Here is a 24,000-nt window from a genome sequence, read left to right on the forward strand (position 1 = left end):
AAAAAATGAAAAAATATTTCTTAATACGATGAAAATGGTAAAAACTTTGCAAAAAGAAAAGAAAATGTAAGAAAATTTCTTTATTTGTGATTACGAGAAGAGGTTTTAAATAAAAAATGTGAAGGAGTGTACATATGAGCATAATAGAATATCAATTACCAATTTTGGAAAGGGACACAAAGAAAGAGGCATTATTAATGCCGGAAAAAGAGAGTAAGCCATTCCCGAAAAAGGCAGCATTTTTGTTTTTAGAAGATGAAACGGAACGCTATGCTTTATCGCATGGGGGAGAGAAAATTGGAGAATTTGTTACGATTATGAAAACCTTTGTGGTTTATAAAATAAACTATAAGGGGGAAGAAGTTTGTATTTGTCAAGCTCCATTGGGCGCACCTGCTGCAGTATCGGTTATGGAATATTTAATTGCAAATGGGGTAGAGCAGATAATTGCATGCGGAACCTGTGGTGCATTAGTAGAGTTAGAAGAGCATGCGTTTATTATTCCAACGAGGGCAGTGAGAGATGAAGGAACATCGTATCATTATATAGAAGCAGGAAGAGAAATCGAATTAAATAAAAAAGCAGTCGATGCGATTTCGTTTATGATGAAAAAAAATGATATTCATTTCCGGTATGGAAAAGTATGGACAACCGATGGATTTTTTAGGGAAACTACTGATATGGTAGTAAAGAGAAAAAAAGAAGAATGTATTGTAGTAGATATGGAATGTTCTGCATTGGCAGCGGTAGCGGAATTTCGAGGAATTTGTTTTGGGCAAATTTTATTTACCGCGGATACATTGGCAGATGGGAAACATGATGCAAGGGATTGGGGATATTCTGTTTTTTCTCAGGCGTTACAGCTTGCATTGGAAGCTATTTTGTGTTATTAGTAAGTACTTTGACAAAAAAGAAGTAGAAAAATCATAGAATTACTGTTACAATATAAAAAAATGGCGAAGCCAGGTAAGAGGTATCAGAATGGAAGAAGTTATATTAGAGAAGTTACAAAACATGGGTATTGATGTAGAAAGTACGTTAAAACGTTTTATGCAGAGAGAAGACTTATATATTCGCTTTTTACATAAGTTTATACAAGATCAAAATTTTGCCGGATTAAAAAACTCATTAGAAGTGAGAGAGTATGAAGAAGCTTTCAAATATGCGCATACGCTAAAAGGGGTAGCCGGCAATCTTGGTTTGACACCTCTTTATGAGGAAGTAAATATGTTGGTTGAAAAATTAAGATGTGGAGATGATATAAAGACAGAGAAAGAACTTGAGGAGAAAATATGGAAAAATTTTGAGAAAGTAGAAGAGAACTATAACGAGATTTATCAGATTATTACAGAAGAATAAAGAACTAAGGAATTTTATATTGGAAGAATTAGTTTTTAACAGTGTAACGAGTAGATTCTGGAATGATATGAAAAAGGAAGGTTAAAACGTGAGGATATTAATAAAAAATGGAAGAGTGATTGACCCGGCAACAAAAAAGGATGGAAGATACGACATTTTGATTGAAAATGAAACGATTATTAAAGTCGAGCCGAATCTAATGGATGAGGCAGATAACGTAATTGATGCTGAGGGTCTTTTTGTTATGCCTGGATTTATTGATTTACATGTACATTTAAGAGAACCCGGATTTGAATATAAGGAGACGATAGAAACTGGTGCAAAGGCAGCTGCCAGAGGTGGATATACGACGATTTGTCCAATGCCGAATACCAATCCATGTATTGATTCCAAAGAAATGGTTGAATTTTTAATGAAAAAGGAAAAAGAAGAATCCATTGTTCATATTGTTCCGGTCGGTGCTGTGACAGATGGACAAAAAGGTATTAAGCTGGCAGACATAAAAGGAATGAAGCAGGCCGGTGCAAAGGCATTAAGCGAAGATGGAAAGTCAGTTATGGATACCTCATTGTATTTTCAGGGTATGAAGCTTGCTGCCGGTGAAGATATGGTTATTTTAGCTCACTGTGAAGATAAGCATCTGGTAGGAAATGGTGTTTTAAATCAGGGAAAGAAAGCAGAAGAGCTGTGTCTTGAAGGTATTTCGAATGCAGTAGAGGATATTATTGCGGCGAGAGACATTTTCCTTGCAAAAGCGTCAGGCGTAAAATTACATCTTTGTCATTGTTCGACAGAAGATAGCGTTCGTTTAGTTAAAATGGCAAAAGAAATGGGACTTTTAGTAAGTGCAGAAGTGTGTCCGCATCATTTTACATTAACGGAAGATGACATTTTCGAAGATGACAGCAATTATAAGATGAATCCGCCACTTCGTACGAAGACAGATCGGGAAGCATTGAAAATAGGGTTGCGTGATGGAATTATGGATGTGATTGCGACTGACCATGCACCTCATAGTTTGGAAGAAAAGGAAAAATCAATAAAAGATGCACCATTTGGAATTGTTGGTCTGGAAACGGCATTTGCACTTACTATGTCAGAGCTGGTAAAGGGAGGATATTTAACACCTTATGAGATGGTAGAAAAAATGAGTTATAATCCTGCAAGAATTCTTGGTATTAATAAAGGCTCACTGGCAGTTGGAAAGATGGCAGATATTACAATTGCCGATCCGGACAGGACATATGTGATTGATTCCTCTCAATTTGCTTCGAAAGGAAAAAATACACCATTTCACAATAGAGAAGTAACAGGAAAGGTAGTAATGACAATGGTATCCGGAACAGTCGTATATAAGGAAGGACAGAATTTAATTTAGATTAGAAAGGAAATAGGATAACAATGATAAATAAGCTCGTTAAAAAAATTGAAGAAAATAAGGCTCCGATTGTAGTAGGACTAGATCCAATGCTTTCGTATGTACCAGAGTTCTTACAAAAGAAAGCCTGGGAACAATATGGGGAAACATTAGAGGGAGCAGCGGAGGCGATCTGGCAGTATAATAAAGGAATCATTGATGCGATTTATGATTTGGTACCAGCTGTAAAGCCACAGATTGCAATGTATGAACAGTTCGGTATTCCGGGTCTTGAGGCTTTTAAGAAGACCGTGGATTATTGTAAGGAAAAAGATCTTGTAGTAATTGGCGATGTGAAACGTGGAGATATTGGCTCTACTTCTACTGCCTATGCGACTGCACATATTGGAAAAATTAAAATCGGTAATAACTCTTACGTTCCTTTTGCGGAAGATTTTATGACAGTAAATCCTTATTTTGGAATTGATGGAATTAAACCATATTTAGACGTATGCAAGGAAGAAAAAAGAGGAATTTTTATTTTAGTTAAAACTTCGAATCCATCAAGTGGCGAATTTCAAGATCAATTGGTTGATGGAAAACCACTTTATGAATTAGTAGCCAGAAAGGTTGCAAAATGGGGAGAAGAATGTATGGGAGATTCCTACAGCTATGTTGGCTGTGTTATTGGTGCGACTTACCCGGAAATGGGAAAAGCTTTACGTGAGATTATGCCAAAGCAATATATATTAGTTCCCGGCTATGGTGCGCAGGGGGGCAAGGCCGAAGATCTTGCACCATATTTTAATAAAGACGGACTTGGAGCGATTATAAATTCTTCCAGAGGTATCATTGCTGCATATAAGAAACCAGAATATGCAAAGTATGGTGAAACATCTTATGCAGATGCTTCCCGACAGGCAGTTATTGATATGAGAGAAGATATTAATCGGGTATTAGTGTCCCATTAAATCAGAGAAGATGTCTTATACTAGTGTTAGTGGGGCATCTTTTCCTATGAAAATAAATAGCAGGACAAGCTTTAATAGTTTTGTAAAATAAGAGAAATTCGTTTATCAGATTTGCTCAGAAAAAAGAATGAGGAGAGATTGACATGTCCAAAAAGTACAAAAAGATTGTTAAAATTGAAAAGATGGAACAAATTGGTGCAGGGATTTTTAGTATATGGCTGGAAGACAGAGAAATCACATTTGAAGCAACAGCAGGTCAATTTGTATCATTATACTGTAGAGATGGAAGCCGATTACTGCCACGTCCAATTAGTATTTGCGAAATAGATAAGGAGAAAGGAATGGTTCGCCTTGTATTTCGTGTAGCAGGAAAAGGGACAGAAGAATTTGCAAAAATGAAACCAGGTGATTTTATTGACGTGATGGGACCGCTTGGAAATGGATTTACTTTAGAGGGAACGAAGGCTATTTTAATTGGTGGCGGTATTGGAATTCCACCTATGTTAGAGCTTGCAAAGGAACTTTCATGTGAAAAACAGATTGTACTGGGATACCGTGACAGTGACACCTTTTTAAAAGAAGAATTTGAACCATATGGAACCGTGTATGTAGCAACAGAAGACGGCTCGATTGGGACAAAGGGAAATGTAATTGATGCAATCAAAGGGAATGATTTGAATGCAGATATTATTTTTGCCTGCGGACCTGCGCCAATGCTTCGTGGAGTTAAAGAATACGCCATTTCTCATGAAATAAAAGCTCAGATTAGCATGGAGGAAAGAATGGCATGTGGAATCGGAGCATGCTTAGCATGTGTATGTGGAAAGAAAGAAAAGGATCATCATACCAATGTAAAAAATACAAGAATTTGCAAAGATGGTCCGGTATTTTACATCGACGATATTGAATTATAAAGAAGGGAAAGGAATGAAAACAGCATGAATATGTCAGTAGATATTGCAGGAGTTACATTAAAAAATCCGGTTATGACTGCTTCTGGAACGTTTGGTTCAGGTGTGGAATATAGTGAATTTGTCGATTTAAATCGTCTGGGAGCTGTTGTGACAAAAGGGGTTGCTAATATACCATGGCAGGGAAATCCTACACCAAGAATTGCAGAAACTTATGGAGGAATGTTAAATGCAGTAGGTCTTCAGAATCCCGGGATTGACCTGTTTTTAGAGCGTGATATTCCGTTTTTAAAACAATATGATACAAAAATTGTTGTAAATGTCTGTGGAAGGACGACAGAGGATTATTGTGAAGTTGTAGAACGTCTTGCGGATTGTGATGTGGATTTATTAGAAATCAATATATCATGTCCAAATGTAAAAGAAGGAGGAATTGCATTTGGTCAGAATCCAAAGGCTGTTGAGAAAATAACAAATGAATTAAAAAGAATAGCAAGACAGCCAGTTATTATGAAATTAAGTCCGAATGTGACCGATATTACTGAAATGGCAAAGGCAGCAGAGGCAGGAGGAGCAGATGCACTTTCTCTTATTAATACATTGACAGGTATGAAAATTGATGTAAATAAGCGTGCTTTTGTACTTGCCAATAAGACAGGAGGGCTTTCAGGTCCTGCAATTAAACCGGTTGCGGTACGAATGGTATATCAGGTTGCAAATGCAGTAAATCTTCCTATTATTGGTATGGGAGGAATTATAAACGAAGAGGATGCATTGGAATTTATAATGGCAGGAGCAAGTGCAGTCGCAGTTGGAACAGCGAACTTTACAAATCCAATGGCTACGGTAGATATTGTAGATGGATTGGAAGAATATATGAGTAAGAATGGAATTGAAGATATTAATGAGCTGATTGGGTGTGTGAAATAATTATTAATATAAAAAAAGCATGAAATTTAAGTAGGAGGTTTTAAGCTAAAATGGAACAGTACAAACAGGAATTTATTGAATTTATGGTGGATTGTGAAGTATTAAAATTTGGAGACTTTGTTACAAAAAGTGGAAGAAAAACTCCATTTTTCGTAAACACAGGATTTTATCGTACAGGAACCCAGCTTCGAAAGCTTGGAGGATATTATGCGAAGGCAATTAATGAAAAATATGGAACAGACTTCGATGTATTATTTGGACCGGCATATAAAGGAATTCCTTTGAGCGTGGCAACTTCCATGGCAATGAGTGAAATGTATGGAAAAGAAATTAAATATTGTTCAAATAGAAAAGAAGTAAAAGATCACGGGGATAAGGGAATTTTACTTGGAAGTCCGATACAAGACAATGATAGGGTAGTAGTAATTGAGGATGTTACAACTGCTGGTACTTCCATGCAGGAAACACTTCCAATCATAAAAGCACAAGGAAATGTAGATATTTTAGGTTTAGTTGTTTCAGTGGATCGAATGGAACGTGGGCAAGGTACGAAGAGTGCACTAAATGAAATTGAAGAAAAATATCAGATAAAAACGACTGCAATTGTTACAATGGAAGAAGTAATTGAGCATTTGTATAATCGTGAGTATAAAGGAAAAATTATAATTGATGATACATTAAAGGCGGCAATTGATTCGTATTATGAGCAGTATGGTGTGAAATAATGACTGTTCGGTTAAAGAGCCTGTGAATAAATCTCTTTTGCTGTTTTGATAAAATATATTCATAACAGTGATTTTTATTAACTATATAGTCACTGGGACTATATCATTATTATACTTGGAGGTTATAATATGGGAGAAAAAGTATATCGTACGATGAAATCGGCAGGGATTGGGAATCTGGTAATTGGGATTGTAGTTATGGTAGTTGGAATTGCTACAGGAACTTACATTATTGTAAATGGTGCAAAACTGCTAAAACGAAAATCAGAAGTGTTGTTCTAGTAGAAAAAACGAAGAAGAAGTGATATGAGGCTGTTACAAAATGAGTTTTTCATTCTGTAACAGCCTTACTTTGATTTATTCTTTCGATTCATTCGATAATTTTAAATTTTGCCGGGTTTTTCTTGGAGATTCATGAAATTGTTTTTTGTAAGCTCTTGAAAAAGTAGAGTAGTCTTTAAAGCCACAGTCATAACATAGCTGGGTAAGCGGAACAGCAGTTTTAAGTAATTCTTTTGCTAATTGCAAGCGCTTTTGAAGAATATAGTTATTAATTGTATAGCCGGTATCTTGTTTAAATTGTCGCATCATATGGTACTTACTCATAAAAAACAGGGAAGAAAGTGTATCAATTGTTAAGTCCTGGGAGGTTAAATGTAAGTTAATATAATCAATTATATCTTGGATTTTCGGGTTTTTTGAGCAGGTTTCTATATATTCAAGCGAATTGGTCAAAACTGACCGGTTTAGCTGGATCATAAATTCAAGAAACAGAATATTTTTTCTAAGTGATGCTGCATAGCCATTGTCTTGAAAGCTGGATTCTAGGTCTTTTGTTGCAAGATAAAGCTTACTGTGTTCCATAGAAAAGAGTCTTAAAACGTTAGCATGTTCTGATTTTGCTTTTTCAAAACAGTTTAAAAGGTTATAAGAATCCGTTTTGTAATCATTCATAAATTTTGATGATATATATATAATAATCCGCTCATAAGGCTGGTTGCTCTGAATAATGGGTCGGTGTAATTCTCCATGATTTACTAAGACAATATCATATGGTTTTAAATCATAGGATTTTCCTTCAATCTGGTAAGAAACATCACCTTTTAAAAATAAAAGAATTTTATCAAATTCATGGTAATGTAATTCAAATTCTTTTACTGATTGGTCGATTAGGTGGAACAATTGAAAATCTTCGTTTAGATATCCTTTTTTTTCATATAGGCTCATTCTGTTGTGTCCTTTCTTTCGATAACAAGTTGACGAAAAGAAGCTTTTTTATCATACATGAAAAGAGCATTATTTGCAATATAAAGAGCAATATTTTTATTTTAATATCGTATAATGCTTGATAAAATAAAAACACCATCAAGAATTGATAATAAATTAGACACGAAAACAACTAGAAAGAATGAAATTTTATAAAATGCAAAATACCTCTACCAAAATATTCATTTTATAATTCAATTTCTTCATACAATTTCTGGTTGTTTTTTCATTTTTATAAAAAAATAAAAAAGGGTATTTACAAATGATGTAAGTTGATGTATCATTGACAATAAGAAGTACGACAAATTTTCTAAAATAATTCTAAATAATCTTTATATCTAAAATAATCTTAATTTTCTCGTATTTCGAATAAATAATCCATTTTATTTAGAAATAAAATATTGATCGAACAAAGGAGGGCATACAATGTGAAACTTGCTTTTTGGAGCAATGTACATGGAAAAAGCGGGGTGACTAGCAATTTAGCCTGTGTTAGTGTAATGTCAGTGTTACTCAATCGAAGGAAAAGTATTTTGCTGGAAAACCATATTAATATTAACAACTTAGAACGCATGCTTAATGAGTCTATGTTTCATGAGGTGGTGAGAGAATATGATTTGTATTATCGGATTGGAATTGAACAGCTGATTCGGCAGATTCATTCGGGATATGGATTGAATAATGCAGTAAAGAGCAGTTCTTTAAGTCTCATGAATAATTCGATTTATTATTTACCGCAGAACAACCAGATTAATCAGGAAATATTTGATTATGAGCTAAATACAGTAATTTATTCTTTATTTCAGCTATTAGAGCTGGAAGGAGAAGATATATACATTGATACTGCTGTAAATGGTAATTTGAGTTCTAAAATCATTTTGGAGGAAGCAGATTTAGTTGTAGTAAATTTGACACAGAATCCATACATATTGGAAGATTTTTTTGATAATTACAATTCTATAGCAAAGAAAGCTGTTTATCTAATCGGGAACTATAATCCTGAATCAAAATATAATTCTAAATATATTCTTCATAAATACCGAATTGAAAGAGAAAAAATCGCAGTAATTCCCTATAATGTACATTTTCAAGATGCCATGACAGATGGAAGAGTCATTGGTTTTATAAATCAGACATATAAGTGCAATAAGAAATGTGAAGACTATTATTTTATGCGGGAGGTGAAAAATGCTGTCAAAATGATAGAGAGATTTAGAGAAGAATAGGAGGGATAGCATGTCAATTCATATTTTATTGGATGAAGTAATTGATACGTTTACAAAAATGCTTCGAGAAAATCCGTATGAGCGGGGTTTGAATAATGACCAGGTAAATGAGCGGATTCAACATAAAAAAATACTTAGGAAGGCTTTACGAACTTGTGTATATGGAGATAAACAGGCAAAAATGTATGTAAAAGATATGATAAAAGACATTTTGATAAAACAATGCAAAATCAATGAGGAGAATATTTTTGATTATATTCCGTTTCATAACTCTAATTTGTTGTCTGCTGAGGACAAGTTTCAGATTTTACTTTTTGTATATGAGAAGCAATATAACATATTCGCATTGGAGCGGTTTATTACAGAATATAATCTGGATATGCCCAAAGAAGATAAGGAGGGCAATTATTATTATGAGATAACAGAAGAAGAAATTACAGACGTATATGATAGGTATGGAGGACTTATTTTAAGCTTTCATGACCAGCTGACATTATTATCACAAAAAATATATGAACGCTATAAAGGAAATGGGGTTATTGATAGCATCCGAGATATGAAAATTGATGGAATTAGTGCCGGAGTATCAGGAATTCCGGAAGGTTTTGGATTGGACAACTTTTTTAATACAAAAACATTGCCGGCTTCTTATGACAGCATTTGGATTTTTTATAAGGGAAAATCAATTCATTTATCGTTTATGGGATTTCATAGTTATAAAGAGCTGATTCGGGTATGTAGAAATATTTATCGCTATGACAATCCAGAACAATTAACTGAACAAAAAGGCTATCTTGTTGCTGAGGCAAAAGATGGTGCAAGAATTGCTGTTGCAAGACCACCGTTTTGTGAATCATGGGTGTTTTTTATAAGAAAATTTGATATGGTTTTACAAGAAGACATTACAAATCTAATTACAGATTTAAATTATAATCTTCCAATTGAAGTAATAAAATGGCTTATAAAAGGGTGCCAGGTAATTGCGATAACCGGAGAACAGGGTTCTGGAAAAACAACATTGCTGATGTCTTTTATTCGATTTATTCACCCATCTTATAATCTAAGAATTCAAGAATTATCATTTGAACTTCATCTAAGAAAAATATATCCAAGAAGAAATATTGTAACATTTCGGGAAACAGATACGATTTCCGGCCGTGAAAGTCTGGATTTTCAGAAAAAAAGTGACGGGACAGTAAGTATATTGGGAGAAGTGACAACAAATGAAGTATGTTGCTGGTTAATTAGTATGTCGCAGGTTGCTTCGTTATTTACGCTGTTTACACATCATGCGAAAACAACAGACAATTTAGTCATAGCTATGAGAAATGCTCTTCTTATGGAGGGGGGTTTTCAGAATGAAACAATAGCAGAAGAACAAGTAGTGGAAGCAATTAATTTTGATATTCATATGAAAAAGACAAAAGAAGGACATCGATATATTGAACGAATTACGGAAATTGTACCAATAAAAGAGGAGTATCAAAAAGTATATCATACACAGAAAAATGGTTCTAAAAAGTCTTTTTGTACAAGAGATATTATAAGATTTGAAGAAAATCAATATGTATGGGTTCAAGATATAAGTAAAGAGGGATATAAACGAATGAAAGAACATTGGAATAAGGAAGAAGTGGAAGAATATCAACAGACAAGCAGAAAATGGAGGAATTATGAGTGGTGCAAAAGGTGAAACGATGGAATGAAACAATCGAATTGTGGCTTAGAAAAGAATATTTTTTGCTTATGGATTGTCCGATTATAAATCAATATGTCTTTGATATACAGAAAATGCTTATTTTAATACGTCCGACAACAGAGGTTCAGGTTCAAATACAGACAATTTATATTGTAAATGAGTGCGTGATTTCATTTGCCATATTAATAATTTTACTAAATTTTTTTGGAGTAACTTTGACAACGATATGGTTTAGCGGTTTAGGATTTTTATATATTATTTGCAATCAGATTGTAACATGGCATATAGATAAAGAAGACTATCGTTTGCTAAAGCAACTGGAAAAATATTTGGGAGATGTGAGACATTATTATCATGTGGGTGGGCTTGTTGAAGAAGCAATTTATGATTCGTTAGAGGAAGCACCATATGAAATTTCTCTTCATATGCAAAAAGTTTATGATTTGTTAGTAGCGGAGGATTTAGAAGAGTTGCAACAATACAAAGACACTGCTCCAAACAAATATCTTACAACATTTGTGGCACTTTGTCAGATTACAATGCAATATGGGGATACGATGGAAAATAACAGTTCTTTATTTCTTGCCAATCTCAATCATTTAAAGCAAGAAATCCATATGGAACTATTAAAAAGAGATAAAATACGATATACATTTTCCGGACTGATTTTATTAGAACTTTTGCCTGTATTTTTTTTAAAACCAATTGAAAAGTGGGGAATTGCCAACCTTCCGGAATTAGAAAAGTTCTATAGCGGAAAATATGGAACTATAGTATCTGTAACTATTTTTATTGTAACAATGTTATTTTATATATTAATTTGCAAGCTCCGGCAAGATGGAAAAATTTTGAGAACACGACATCGTTTCCTTGAATGGATGGAGAAACAAAAAATAACAAAACGATTTTTAACAAAATGGATGTATTCTCATCCAAACAAAGTACATAAATTAGACTTTATGTTAAAAAGAAATATGGAAAGTTTAACTGTGAAACAATATTTAATAAAATGCAGTTTATTGTTTGTTATAACCATGGTTGCAGTAAATTTATTGTTTATTCATACAACGTTAATAACAAAACATAACTTGATACATTACACAAAAGAATTTAAAGGGGCATCACCAGTAATCAATAAAGAAGATTTAGAATATAATCAAAGTCTAATTGAGAGTACGGTAGATGAAATAAGAAAGCTTCCATTGATGCAATGGGATGAGGCATTGAAAAGGAAAATGACAAAAAGCTCGTGTAAGGGAGGTGAAAGAGAGCAAAAACAGTTATATCGGGAGATAGAACGAAGATTACTTGAATATAAACAAACAGGGTATAGATGGTATTATATGCTGATTTCAATTTTTTTTGCAGCACTTATGGGAATTATGCCAAGATGCCTATTAGAGTTAAGAGGTTTTTTCCTTTTGGCGTCAATGGAAGAAGAAGTCATGCAGTTTTATTCCATTCTTTTGATGCTGAGAGAGATTCCAAGAATGAATGTAGAAATATTGTTAGAATGGTTAGAAATGTTTAGCGTGATTTTTCAACAGTCGATTATGGAATGTGTAGACCATTATTCGTTTGACAATGAGGGGGCGTTAAAAAAATTAAAAGAGAAGGAACCATTTCTTCCTTTTGTACGAATTATAGAGAACTTAGAAGCTTGTGACAGGGTTGGTATTTTCCAGGCGTTTGATGAGCTGGCAGGCCAAAGAAACTATTATTTGGAAAAAAGGAAGCAGGATAATGAGATAATGATATCAAATAAGGGAGCAATTGGGAAAATTGTAGCATATGTACCAATGATTTTAGTGATTGGATTGTATTTGATTCTTCCGTTTGTTTTAGAAAGTTTATCCAAACTATCCGGTTATATGTCACAAATGAATACAATGGTGTAAAGAGAAAGAAGGGGAAATAAAAATGGAGAATAGTTTAAAAGGATTATTATTAGCTGCAGGGGTTATAATTTCATGTATTGTGATTGGTCTTGGTTTTTATATTGCGCGGGAGGCAAGAGATATAGCTGCTAATTCAACTGGTCAGATTGCAAAGTTAAATGCAGAATTTAACGAGAGTGATAAAACTATGTATGATGGGATGTCTGTGTCAGGAAGTGAGGTAATTAATGTTGTAAATAAATTTAAAAATGACACAATTAGCATTGTTGTTGTTAATAAGCTTGGAAATAAGTCGTTTTATGGATATAGTATATCGGAGGGAACCAATTCTTCTACTCTTGGAGGCTCTGTTAAGACCGATATAAAAGCAGCTCAAAAAATTGGTCATGCTTCTTATATAAATCCAAATGCACAATTTATCTGTACAGTACTGAGAGATGTAAACAACACGATTGTTGGACTTAAATTTGTTCAGGCAGGTTAAATCGGAGGATGAAGATAATAGACAATGAATGAAATAAGTAATACCATTTTGTTTCTTTTAGGAGTTACGATACTAATTTTTCTATTCCATTCTACAGAAGAGACAATCAATTGTATCCGTTATAACTTATACCATGGTACTTGTGTGATGTATGAGGAGGAAATTGGATGAGTCAGAGTTTTGGGCATGTTGTAGCAGTTTTAACTGCTTCTATTGTATTTTTTATAATACCGGTGTATATTTTGGCTGAAAAACAAGATTTGTATATTCAGTCTTATGTGTTAGAAGAAACGGCTGAGTTTTCTGAAATGGTTAAAAATAATGGATATCTTAGTAAAGGCATGTATGAAAGATTTCTTAAAAATCTTCAAGTGACAAATCAGATTTATTCCATTCATATGACACATAAACATAAAGTTTTTTATCCGGTGTATGACTTGAATGGAGTTTTTACAGAACAGGTTCGAACGGATTACATTAATTTTTATGAACAGGAGATATTAGACAATATCTATGAAAAGAATGGAGAATATCAATTTTGTCAAGGAGATTATTTTTCAGTCGAAGTGCAAAATGTAAGTGAAACGTGGGCAGAGCGTTTTCAAAAAGTTATATTTGGAAGAAATGCAGTCAATACAATTCATATAACATATGGAGGATTAATTCGCGATGAAAATGAGTAATTATATTTTGCTTTTTTTTAGTATCTGTGTTGCATTTTACCTTCCAATGAATCATTATGGCATGTCTGTGGTTGAAATAGGAAAGGAACAGCTAAGATATAATCGAAACTTAGATAATGCAGTGGAAGATGGATTATTTCAGTTAGTTGAAAAAGACTCTTCAAAGGAAATCGTACTGAATAAAGAGAAAGCGGAGGAAAATTTTTATCAGTCGCTTTATTGTAATTTTGGGATACCTACTAACCGGTTCCAACAAGAAAGAATGAAACAATGTGTACCATTATTATTGATTACAGATAAAGATGGTTTTTATATCAATGTAAGCAGATTAAAAAAGAATAAGAATGGAGTACAGGTGATTGAAAAGTGCTGGTCGAAAAAAAAGCCGTATTTATATACTGACAGGGATTATATTTATGAATTTACATTAAGTAATGAGATAAAATTATATAATAAAAAGAAAGAATTGCTAATAGAGGGCGATTATCATGACTTTGCAGGGAAATATCCTAAAAGTAAAATTTTAAATCGTCCGGCAATATTTGAAGAAATAAGAAGAAAATGTATTATTGGACATCTGAAAGAAGCGATGAAGGATGGTTTAAGGCTACATAATAGTGTTGCAAAGATGTTAGGGGTTTCTTATCAGTTCTTTTTTCCAACAGTTGCAAAGGAAGATTGGTATCGGACAATTGATGATGTTAGCATGCTGGTGATTTTTCAAGGTTATCCATGGCGTTCTGGAAATGGTTATTTTAATCGCTATGCAATTGGAGGTGCAAGAATATGGAAACATTCTGCCTATTATGTTTCGCTGGGAGAGAATCGGAAACTTTATTATCACAAAGAGAAATGTTCCAAAAGAGGAAGAAGAGAGCTTAAATATTCGACGAAACAGGAGTGTGCTTTAAATGGTGCATATCCATGTGAAATATGCAGACCATAAGATGAGCTGTAGTCAGGCTAATTTAGAAATATCATTTGCCGATATAATATATAACACTAGATTATATGTTGCAGGAGGCAGAATGAATGGCTTTGTTAGATTTATTAAAAGAAAAGAAAAAAGAAACAAAAGTTGGAATTCACCCATTTGCATCAGAAGAGGATTCTTTTAAATACATATATTGCTTTGGTCTTGGTATCTTGGTGGCCGGAAATGACAAGATATATAAGGATGTAAAACTAATTTATGAAGCAATTTTAGATGCACTTGAGATGCATGAACATTACAAAATACGAATCTTAAAAGAAGTCGTTGAAGATTTTGATTTGCGCATCTATGATGTTTTTGAGGCGATGGACACAAAGGAAAAACAATATTGTTTTTTGAGTGATTTACTTCGAATGAAAGAATTGACTTTGTGGGGAGAAACTTATTGCGATGAAATCATAGAGATATTTGCAGAAGTGTTTGAAGTATCAAAAGAAGAACTTACTTTTTTAAAGGAATTTTGGAATTTTGGTATTCATAAGCAATCAGAGCAAGCTGTTTCCTGCTATAATCAATTTCGTAAAAATGGTTACTATATTAGTTTTAAATTATTAAGTTATATGTATCCTTCTATTATTTTAAAAGAGAGATACAAAGATTTAACGATCGGAGCTGGAGAAACAGTTATAATGGATAAGCCGACTTCGATTTATGGAACTATATATGTAAAAAGTGGAGGAACATTACTTATCCATGGAGGAGCAGTTAGTCTGTATGGAGTAATTATAATTGATGGAGGAAAATTGGATATCCGCAATTCAAGAATACAAATAAAGCAGGAGGAGCGAATAGGAGCAGCAATTCAGGTGAAAGATTGTGGCGTGATTTTTATTGAACAGAGTCTGATATTTGGAAATTATTCTTGTGGTTTGATAAGTCAGGATGCAGGTCATCTTATTATTCGGGATTCCGAGTTAAGGGATACCGATAAAATGGCAGCAGTGGAGTTTACTGGAAAATCACTCACAATGAAGCGGGTACTTTTGAAAGATTGTAAAAATGGTGGAATTCGTAATGAAGGAAACAGTCGTTTGATAATAAATGAGAGCCAGTTTATTTCCTGTACAGCGGAACATGGTGGTGGAGTTCATTCTGATACAACAGAAGATGTACAAATATTGAATTGTAATTTTACAAACTGCAGAGCTGGATTTATCGGACCAGCGATTTATTTTAGTTACAAAAAATACGGGCAAGTTGTAAAAAATTGTACGTTTAAAAATTGTGAACCGGATGAAAATATAGTTTATAATGACTTTTCGATTGAGAAAGGGGTGTTTTAATATGGGGAACGAATTACTTCGCAGGCTACAGAATAAAAAAAAGATGTGGACGACTCCAAAGCATCCGATTTATTTTCAATCGATTGAATTCAAAATAATTTATGCAGCAGGGGTTTTTATTCATGCTGGATTACATAAAAAAGTAAATACGTTAAATAATTTTGAGTTAGAAAGACTTTTGACAAAAGGATTGGATTTTAATCAAAAGGAAAAAGCACAAGTTATTCGTGTCGCTCGAAATGAGCAAAAGGCAATCGATGCTGTTATTCGCCTGTTAACTACACCTGTTATGAAAGAATTATTTTTAATGGATTTAATCAGTGTATCAATGGGATCGGATATGATGTCAAATGAAGAAAAGGAATCGATTGGTTTATTCGCAGAATTATTTCACATTTCCCATAAACAGGTAAAATTATTGGAACAATTTGCAGTTGCGGCTTTTTTACATGATAAAAATAGAGCGAAAAAGATTATGAATGAGATGCCTAAAAATGGAATTAGCTGTACGATTGCAGAATTAAAGTATTATATTTCAGATGTAGACTATGTAACAAAAATTGACCATACAGTGTTTACAAAAAGTTCAATGGTAAAGTTGTATGACCAATGTGAGATTAAGGATGATATTATTGTTGGAAATGGTCAGACGTTAATTATTTCTAATGCAGTTGTTGCCATGTATGGAAGCATTATTTTAGATGGTGGAATTGTCCAGATAAGAAATAGCCAGTTAAGAAAAAGGAATTTTAGTTGTCAGCCATTGATTCAAAGTAAGAGTTACTCCCAATTGGATATTGTTGATGGAAATTTTTGGTGCAAAGGTTGCTGCAGTGCAGTTGTAATGGAACATGGACAGTTGTTTTTTAAAGATAGTAATATTAGAGAAACCTTGGGAAGTGCAGTTATCTTTCGAGGTGATAAATTTAAAATTGAGAATGTATATTTTGAACATTGCCTTTCAAATCAGAATGGTGGTGCAGTTTGTATTGAAAATGAAACTGGACAAATAAAAGGCTGCAGTTTTTATGACTGTCAAGGAAAACTTGGTGGTGCTATTTACACAAAAAACGGGATAGAGATTTTGGATTGTATATTTAATTTTTGTAAAGCATTGGAATATGGTGGAGTAATTTTTTACGAAGGAGAGATTGAAGAGAAGATTAGAAATTGCTACTATACCCATTGTTATCCAAGAGGGGAAGAAATAATTCAGCATATTATAGGAAAGTCTGAGAAAATCATTGACAAAGAATATAATATTATATGGAATACGTTGCTAGAACAAACTGTTTTTGTTTCAGAAAAAGGAACATTGAGAATGGACGGCGCATTTGTTTATTTAATGTGTCCGATTGTGTGTCGTGGCACATTAGAAATTCGTCATAGTAAAGTAAAAGGACTGCAAATAAATGGAAGAGATATGTTTTTACTTGAGTGGGCTAGAGGAGCAACGATTGAATATAGTGAATTTGACGGCAACCTCCAATATGGAATTTTTCGTGCATCTGGAACAAGATTAAAAATGGAAAGCTGTATTATTCGAAATACGGCAGGAGGAAGAGGCGTCTTTGACGCGTATACTTCCATTATTGAAAATTGTATTTTTTCTTTTTGTCAAAAAGGTGGAATTTATTGTCAGGGTGGAAAGATTCGTAATTGTCAATTTATTAACTGTAGGGGAAAGAGTGGTGCAGGAATTATTGTATATGGAGGTAACGGGCAGATAGAGAATTGTATGTTTGTTCGCTGTATTTCTACTTATAGTGGAGGAGGTATTGATTCTACCGGAAGATGTATAATCAAAGATTGTACATTTGAAGAATGTAAGCCGGATAATATGACTTGATAAAAAATTAAATTAAAAAGGTACGAAAAAATAATTCGTACCTTTGAGTTCTGATGTCTTTTCTTTATTCTTTTTCAGGTTCTTCTTCTATGTTGGAAAGAAGTTTTACATGAACCTTATCAATTCTATTTTTATCCATAGTATGAACGGTAAATGTTATGTTTCCTTCTGTAACAGATTCCCCTACGACAGGAAGATGTTCTAAAAGATTAATAATATGACCGGCAATTGAATTATAATCATCAGATTCTAAAGTAAGACCAAGAGAATCATTGATATCATCAAGCTTTGTACTTCCTTCAATCATATATTCATTTGGGGCAATCTGCTGAATTTGGTCTTCTTCATCATCATCGTACTCATCTTTAATATCCCCGACGATTTCTTCCAGTAAATCTTCTAATGTAATTAAACCTGCAGTTGAACCATATTCATCTAATACAATAGCAACAGAGGAAGAAGCTTTTCGAAGTTCCAGTAAAAGTTCAGAAGTTTTTTGGTATTCATAAGTAAAGTAAGGATCGCGCATAAAATCACGAATATGAAAATCTTCTTTTTTTCCTTTGTAGAAGAAAACATCTTTTAAGTTGATAATACCAATTACATTATCTCTGGAATCTTCATAAACTGGCAGTCTTGAAAATTTTTCTTCTTCAAAATCACTTACCAATTCATCATAGGTTGCATTTACATTTGTAAATTCCATATCAATGTGGGGTACCATAACATCTTTTGCCAATGAGTCACCAAAGTCTACAACATTTGTAATCATATGGCGCTCTTCTGTTTCAATAACCCCCTCTTCATGACTGACATTTACAATAGTTCTTAACTCATTTTCAGTCATCGAAGCAACTTTTTCATTTGGGTCGATATGAAATAGCAATAATAAAGCTAAGGATAATTTATTTACAATATAGATTGCTGGCGTTAGTAATTGCCCAAGAAAATAAATTATTTTTCCATAGCTTAAGGCTAACTTTTCGGAATTCAGTGTAGCCAGTGTTTTTGGTGTGATTTCACCAAAAATTAAAATTAAAATAGTTACAATCGCTGTAGCAATACCAATACCGATGCTTGCGTTATTTCCCATACCCATTTTATTGCACAGATGAATGGCAATTGTGGTTGATAACGAAGAGGCAGTCAGGTTAACAATATTGTTACCTATCAGTATTGCTCCCAACATTTTTGTCGGATCCTCAATTAATTTGTTGACAATTATTGCGCTTTTTACACCTTCTTCTGCTAAAGAACGAATTCTTATTTTATTAACAGCAGTAAGGGCTGTTTCAGCAGAAGAAAAAAATGCAGATAATGAGATTAAAAGAAATAAGATTATTATCTGCGTCACATCACTAGGGTCCAAATTCATCATCTCCAATCTTTAAGCTATTCTACAATAGGAAGCCAATTATTGTCAAGATATACTGGAGATTTATTATGTAATAATAATTACTAGTTGGAATGGCGAACATAAGATAAACTAGAGATTGTTTTATTGTCCGCCATTTTGTTTTTTAATTTATATTTTTATGGTCGAAACGAAGAAGAAAACATATTTTCTACATAGCTTCTCATTTCATCTTTGCTTCTTACTTGTCTTGCACCAGTTACAATTTTTTCTTGTTCTGACTTTGGCAGTGTGGCAAACTGTGTTAAAATATCAGAATGCATTGCAAGTTCCATAGTAAAACCGATTGGAAGTTCGTTATTATTTATCATTTTTTTAGCACCTCGTATTATATAAAAGTAGTATTTTTATAGTTTTTCCAAATTAGGATGTGCAATTGCAGTGTTTTTATTCTGATCGTTTGTTGGCTGTACATATTTTAAAAAAATGTGAATAAAAAATTAAATTTTATGTTAAGAAGAAAAAAAGATTGCACAAACATAAAAGTGAGAGTAAAATGAATGGTGTTTGGGAGAGAACGAAGCGTGTATAGATTAATTAATATATATGAGAAACTGGTAACCTTGTTTTTGGAGGTGCGTTTAATTTATGAGAAAGAAATCACATATTTCAGTGGCAAAATACCTAATGAATAGCAATGGAATGGAATGTTTACAGCTTCATAAAAAGGCTTTTTATATAGGTAGTATCCTTCCAGATTGTATCCCATCATTTATTACAAGAAGACATTCGATTGAAGAAACAATTGATATATTAAAAAAAGAGATTGATAAAATTACAGAAAATTACGATAGCGAAAGAGGGCTTAGTTCTTATTTTTGCAGACATTTAGGAATTATTACGCATTATGTTGCAGATTATTTTACATTTCCACATAATAAAACTTATCCGGGAAATATAAAAGATCACTGTGCATATGAAGAAGATTTAAAACATGCGATTCGTAAATATGTTGCAAGTGATGAGGCAAAACGGGTTCGTGAGCAAAATGGCTTATTTAAAAATTCGGAAGAGATTATTTCTTTTATTAAGAGTACGCATAAAGAATATTTAAATTTAATCAATGCAGTAAAATCGGACTGTGAGTATATTGTAGAACTTTGTCATAAAGTGGTAGATGCGATTCTTCAACTACTTGAGTTTAAAACTCAAAAAGCAATCGTTTTAGCCTAGGAGTTTGAAACAATTGAAAATAGGTGTAAGTTAAAAAAGGTTGTCGCAAATTTTAGAAAATTTCATTTTGCGACAACCTTTTTTTATAAGCAGATTATTTTAGTTTTCATCTTCTTCATTTTGTACACTTAAGACCTGTCTTTTCCGTGCCATTTCATCGTTATCCAAGTATTCATCGTAGGTAGATACTTTATCAATCAGACCATTTGGTGTGATTTCGATAATACGGTTGGCAATTGTCTGTATAAACTGATGGTCTTGAGAAGTGAATAAAACGACCCCTGGGAATTTGATAATTCCATTATTTAATGCAGTAATTGATTCCATATCCAAGTGGTTTGTAGGTTCATCCATAATCAAAACATTTGAGCCTAAAATCATCATTTTAGAAAGCATAACACGAACTTTTTCACCACCGGAAAGAACTCTTACTTTTTTAACACCATCATCACCTGCAAATAACATTCTTCCTAAGAAACCACGAACATATGTCACGTCTTTTTCAGGAGAATATGGCATTAACCAATCTACGATTGTATCATCACAGTCAAAGTCTTTTGTGTTATCTTTTGGAAAATATGCCTGAGAGGTTGTAACACCCCATTTGTAAGAGCCTTCATCTGGCTCTAATTCTCCGGCAAGAATACGGAATAAAGTAGTTGTTGCCAGTGTGTTGCTTCCAACGAATGCGATTTTATCATCGTGACCAACAATAAAGGACACATTATCTAATACTTTTACCCCGTCAATTGTTTTTGAAAGATTGGATACAGTAAGTACTTCGTTACCAATTTCACGGTTTGGTCTAAAATCAATATAAGGATATTTACGGCTTGATGGTTTAATATCATCTAATTCAATTTTTTCTAATGCGCGTTTTCTGGAGGTAGCTTGTTTTGATTTTGAAGCATTGGCACTGAAACGCTGAATAAAATCTTGTAATTCTTTGATTTTTTCTTCTTTCTTTTTATTTGCTTCCTTCATTTGTTTTATCATCAACTGGCTGGATTCGTACCAGAAATCATAGTTACCTGCATAAAGCTGAATTTTAGCATAATCAATATCTGCAATATGAGTACATACTTTATTTAAGAAATAGCGGTCATGGGATACAACAATAACTGTATTGTCAAAATTGATTAAGAATTCTTCTAACCAGCGAATTGCATCTAAATCTAAGTGGTTGGTAGGTTCGTCGAGTAATAAGATATCTGGATTACCAAATAAAGCCTGAGCAAGAAGTACTTTTACTTTTTGAGAACCATTTAAATCCTTCATAAGAGCATAGTGAAGGTCTGTTTCGATTCCTAATCCGTTTAATAAAGTAGCAGCATCCGATTCCGCTTCCCAACCATTTAAAGTTGCGAACTCACCTTCTAATTCACTTGCTTTTATTCCGTCTTCTTCTGTGAAATCTTCTTTTGCATAGATTTCTTCTTTTTCTTTCATAATATCATAAAGTCTTTGATTTCCCATAATAACAGTGTCAAGAACCTGATATTCATCATATTGGAAATGATCTTGTTTTAAGAAAGAGAGTCGTTGACCTGGTGTAATAATAACATCACCCTTTGTAGGTTCAATTTCGCCGGTAAGAATTCGTAAAAATGTTGATTTTCCAGCGCCGTTTGCACCAATTAAACCATAACAGTTTCCTTCTGTAAATTTAATATTTACGTCTTCAAATAATGCTTTTTTTCCAAGACGTAATGTAATGTTGCTAGCTTGAATCATAATAAAATCCTTTCTGTGTTCTTATCTTCTATCTAAACTTTTTTTGATACCGAAAATATACATACCAAATCATATTCTATCGTAAATTCAATATTTTGCAAGCTTTTTTTCGAAATTTCCGTGATAACTTGTATTTGAAGTACCAGTTAGCTATAATAGTGCTTATAGAACTGAGAGAGAAAGAAAGGATAGTATCGCAGGCAGATTGGCGATAATATATTAGAATTATGAATTTATTAACTGCAGAAAAGATATCAAAAAGTTTTACAGATAAAATCTTATTAAAAGAAGTAACACTTGGAATTAATGAGGGAGACCGAATCGGAGTTATCGGAATAAATGGTACAGGAAAATCAACATTATTAAAGTTAATTGCGGGACTTGAACTGCCGGATGAGGGAACGGTAACGAAAGGAAATAAAGTTAGAATTGAGTATTTGCCACAAAATCCAGAGTTTGACAAAACAAAGACGATTCTGGAAAATGTGATTTGTAACAAAAAGGGGCAGGAGGAGCATTGGAATATTGAAGGAGAGGCAAGAGCAATGCTATTGAAGCTTGGGATTGCCAATGCAGATGAATCGGTCTCTGTTTTGTCCGGAGGGCAGAAAAAGCGTGCGGCATTAGTGCGAACATTAATGACCCCTGCCGATATTCTGGTACTGGATGAGCCGACGAACCACTTAGACAATGAGATGGCAGAGTGGCTTGAAAATTACCTGAATCAATGGCGTGGGGCTTACATTATGGTAACGCATGACCGATATTTTCTTGATAAAGTAACAAATTGTATTGTAGAGATTGACAAGGGAAATTTGTATCGTTATTCTGCTAATTATAAAGGATTTCTTAAATTGAAAGCAGAGCGGGAAGAAATGTTACTTGCGACAGAGCGGAAAAAAGAAAGTCTTTATCGAAAAGACTTAGAATGGATGATGCGTGGGGCAAGGGCAAGGTCTACAAAGCAAAAAGCCCATATTGAACGTTTTGAAGCGTTAAGAGATAGAGAAAAACCGATTGTTGGGGATAGTACAGTGGAGGTAAATACACTGTCAACCAGACTTGGCAAGAAAACAATTGAATTAAGTCATATATCCAAAGGCTATGGAGAACGACAGCTAATCAAAGATTTCAGTTATATATTTTTGCGAGAGGATAGGGTTGGAATTATTGGTCATAATGGATGTGGAAAATCTACGTTGCTAAAAATTATAAATGGAATTGTAGAGCCAGATGAGGGGACAGTTGAAATTGGAGAAACTGTAAAAATAGGATATTTCTCACAAGAAAACGAGTATATGGATGAAAATCAAAGAGTAATTGATTACATCAAAGATACTGCGTTGACGATTCAGACAACAGATGGAACAAAATCTGCCTCTCAAATGTGTGAGTTATTTTTGTTTGATGGTACGTTACAGTATTCTTATATTAAGAAGTTATCTGGTGGTGAAAAGAGAAGACTTTACTTATTAAAGGTATTGATGGAGGCTCCTAATATTTTAATTTTGGATGAGCCGACAAATGATTTGGATATTCAGACACTTACAATATTAGAGGACTATTTATCCACTTATTCAGGGATTGTGATTGCTGTATCCCATGACCGGTATTTTTTAGATAAATTAGCAACAAGAATTTTTGCATTTGAAGAAAATGGAAAGATTCGTCAATATGAAGGAAATTATTCTGATTATCATAGTGTAGCAGGAGATAAGAAATCTGTTAGCGGGCAGGAAAAGGAAAAGATTTCCCAACCTAAAAAAGAAAAAGTAAAGACCAGTCAAAAGCTTAAATTTTCTTATCTGGAACAGCAGGAATATGATACAATTGATGATTGCATTGCGGAACTAGAAGAAAAATTAGAAAATTTAGAGCCTCTAATTGAAAAAGAAGCAAGTAATTATGGAAAATTAAATGAGCTTATGAAGCAAAAAGAAGAATTGGAACTTCAGCTTGAACAGAAAATGGAACGTTGGGTGTATCTGAATGATTTGGCTGAGCAGATAAAAGCTGAAAAAGAAAATGGCTTCGTATCATAGTA

The 24,000-nt window shown here is 33.4% G+C and carries 23 protein-coding genes; 19 read left to right on the plus strand and 4 right to left on the minus strand.

Annotation, left to right across the window (positions count from 1 at the left end):
- Positions 1-134: 134 nt before the first annotated feature.
- The 8 genes from FYJ58_RS10260 (at position 135) to FYJ58_RS14770 (ending at position 6,535) form a co-directional block, all read left to right on the plus strand.
- Positions 135-893 (plus strand): nucleoside phosphorylase, encoded by a 759-nt coding sequence (locus FYJ58_RS10260; protein WP_154519639.1) that lies wholly within the window; start codon positions 135-137, stop codon positions 891-893.
- An 88-nt stretch (positions 894-981) separates the two neighbouring features.
- On the plus strand, positions 982-1,359 hold the full coding sequence (locus FYJ58_RS10265; protein WP_154519640.1) for an Hpt domain-containing protein: 378 nt from the start codon (positions 982-984) through the stop codon (positions 1,357-1,359).
- Between the two features lie 88 nt (positions 1,360-1,447).
- Entirely contained in the window at positions 1,448-2,737 is a 1,290-nt protein-coding gene (locus tag FYJ58_RS10270) for a dihydroorotase (protein WP_328597843.1), read from the plus strand.
- A gap of 23 nt (positions 2,738-2,760) precedes the next feature.
- Positions 2,761-3,687 (plus strand): orotidine-5'-phosphate decarboxylase, encoded by a 927-nt coding sequence (gene pyrF, locus FYJ58_RS10275; protein WP_154519641.1) that lies wholly within the window; start codon positions 2,761-2,763, stop codon positions 3,685-3,687.
- A gap of 143 nt (positions 3,688-3,830) precedes the next feature.
- Positions 3,831-4,601: a dihydroorotate dehydrogenase electron transfer subunit gene (locus FYJ58_RS10280; protein ID WP_154519642.1), complete on the plus strand. Its 771-nt coding sequence runs from the start codon at positions 3,831-3,833 to the stop codon at positions 4,599-4,601.
- Positions 4,602-4,625: 24 nt separating this feature from the next.
- Complete coding sequence (locus FYJ58_RS10285; RefSeq protein WP_154519643.1) at positions 4,626-5,528, plus strand: dihydroorotate dehydrogenase; 903 nt, start codon at positions 4,626-4,628, stop codon at positions 5,526-5,528.
- Between the two features lie 50 nt (positions 5,529-5,578).
- On the plus strand, positions 5,579-6,253 hold the full coding sequence (gene pyrE, locus FYJ58_RS10290; RefSeq protein ID WP_154519644.1) for an orotate phosphoribosyltransferase: 675 nt from the start codon (positions 5,579-5,581) through the stop codon (positions 6,251-6,253).
- 129 nt (positions 6,254-6,382) lie between these two features.
- The gene (locus tag FYJ58_RS14770; protein ID WP_205839227.1) at positions 6,383-6,535 is read left to right on the plus strand and encodes a hypothetical protein; all 153 of its coding nucleotides are present in this window, start codon (positions 6,383-6,385) and stop codon (positions 6,533-6,535) included.
- Positions 6,536-6,610: 75 nt separating this feature from the next.
- Here the strand turns inward: FYJ58_RS14770 and FYJ58_RS10295 are convergent, their stop codons facing one another.
- Positions 6,611-7,480: an AraC family transcriptional regulator gene (locus tag FYJ58_RS10295; RefSeq protein WP_154519645.1), complete on the minus strand. Its 870-nt coding sequence runs from the start codon at positions 7,478-7,480 to the stop codon at positions 6,611-6,613.
- A gap of 467 nt (positions 7,481-7,947) precedes the next feature.
- On the opposite strand from FYJ58_RS10295, the gene FYJ58_RS10300 reads away from it, so the two are divergent.
- From FYJ58_RS10300 to FYJ58_RS10340, 9 genes are all read left to right on the plus strand, one after another.
- A complete protein-coding gene (locus FYJ58_RS10300; RefSeq protein WP_154519646.1) occupies positions 7,948-8,745 on the plus strand; it encodes a hypothetical protein in 798 nt (265 codons plus the stop codon).
- Positions 8,746-8,755: 10 nt separating this feature from the next.
- Entirely contained in the window at positions 8,756-10,438 is a 1,683-nt protein-coding gene (locus FYJ58_RS10305; RefSeq protein ID WP_154519647.1) for a Flp pilus assembly complex ATPase component TadA, read from the plus strand.
- Positions 10,423-12,342, plus strand: a complete 1,920-nt coding sequence (locus FYJ58_RS10310) for a hypothetical protein (protein ID WP_154519648.1) — start codon at positions 10,423-10,425, stop codon at positions 12,340-12,342. Before FYJ58_RS10305 ends, FYJ58_RS10310 begins: the two co-directional genes overlap by 16 nt.
- A 22-nt stretch (positions 12,343-12,364) precedes the next feature.
- The gene (locus FYJ58_RS10315; protein WP_154519649.1) at positions 12,365-12,826 is read left to right on the plus strand and encodes a hypothetical protein; all 462 of its coding nucleotides are present in this window, start codon (positions 12,365-12,367) and stop codon (positions 12,824-12,826) included.
- Positions 12,827-12,850: 24 nt separating this feature from the next.
- A complete protein-coding gene (locus FYJ58_RS10320) occupies positions 12,851-12,997 on the plus strand; it encodes a hypothetical protein (RefSeq protein WP_154519650.1) in 147 nt (48 codons plus the stop codon).
- The gene (locus FYJ58_RS10325; protein WP_154519651.1) at positions 12,994-13,509 is read left to right on the plus strand and encodes a hypothetical protein; all 516 of its coding nucleotides are present in this window, start codon (positions 12,994-12,996) and stop codon (positions 13,507-13,509) included. The genes FYJ58_RS10320 and FYJ58_RS10325 overlap by 4 nt, the downstream gene beginning before the upstream one ends.
- A complete protein-coding gene (locus FYJ58_RS10330) occupies positions 13,496-14,455 on the plus strand; it encodes a hypothetical protein (protein WP_154519652.1) in 960 nt (319 codons plus the stop codon). Before FYJ58_RS10325 ends, FYJ58_RS10330 begins: the two co-directional genes overlap by 14 nt.
- Before the next feature lie 86 nt (positions 14,456-14,541).
- On the plus strand, positions 14,542-15,786 hold the full coding sequence (locus tag FYJ58_RS10335; RefSeq protein WP_154519653.1) for a right-handed parallel beta-helix repeat-containing protein: 1,245 nt from the start codon (positions 14,542-14,544) through the stop codon (positions 15,784-15,786).
- A gap of 1 nt (position 15,787) precedes the next feature.
- The gene (locus tag FYJ58_RS10340) at positions 15,788-17,635 is read left to right on the plus strand and encodes a right-handed parallel beta-helix repeat-containing protein (RefSeq protein ID WP_205839228.1); all 1,848 of its coding nucleotides are present in this window, start codon (positions 15,788-15,790) and stop codon (positions 17,633-17,635) included.
- Between the two features lie 64 nt (positions 17,636-17,699).
- On the opposite strand, the gene FYJ58_RS10345 is transcribed toward FYJ58_RS10340, so the two are convergent.
- A complete protein-coding gene (locus tag FYJ58_RS10345; protein WP_154519655.1) occupies positions 17,700-19,004 on the minus strand; it encodes an HlyC/CorC family transporter in 1,305 nt (434 codons plus the stop codon).
- A 164-nt stretch (positions 19,005-19,168) separates the two neighbouring features.
- The gene (locus FYJ58_RS10350; RefSeq protein WP_154519656.1) at positions 19,169-19,360 is read right to left on the minus strand and encodes a hypothetical protein; all 192 of its coding nucleotides are present in this window, start codon (positions 19,358-19,360) and stop codon (positions 19,169-19,171) included.
- Positions 19,361-19,637: 277 nt separating this feature from the next.
- Here FYJ58_RS10350 and FYJ58_RS10355 point away from each other — a divergent pair, with 277 nt between their 5' ends.
- A complete protein-coding gene (locus FYJ58_RS10355) occupies positions 19,638-20,222 on the plus strand; it encodes a zinc dependent phospholipase C family protein (RefSeq protein ID WP_154519657.1) in 585 nt (194 codons plus the stop codon).
- Positions 20,223-20,321: 99 nt separating this feature from the next.
- Here FYJ58_RS10355 and FYJ58_RS10360 read toward each other — a convergent pair whose 3' ends face one another.
- Positions 20,322-21,956, minus strand: coding sequence for an ABC-F family ATP-binding cassette domain-containing protein (locus tag FYJ58_RS10360; protein WP_154519658.1), 1,635 nt, complete (start codon positions 21,954-21,956; stop codon positions 20,322-20,324).
- A 227-nt stretch (positions 21,957-22,183) separates the two neighbouring features.
- On the opposite strand from FYJ58_RS10360, the gene FYJ58_RS10365 reads away from it, so the two are divergent.
- The gene (locus tag FYJ58_RS10365) at positions 22,184-23,998 is read left to right on the plus strand and encodes an ABC-F family ATP-binding cassette domain-containing protein (RefSeq protein WP_154519659.1); all 1,815 of its coding nucleotides are present in this window, start codon (positions 22,184-22,186) and stop codon (positions 23,996-23,998) included.
- Positions 23,999-24,000: the final 2 nt, after the last annotated feature.

The organism is Velocimicrobium porci (genome assembly GCF_009696045.1).
GTDB lineage: Bacteria > Bacillota > Clostridia > Lachnospirales > Lachnospiraceae > Velocimicrobium > Velocimicrobium porci.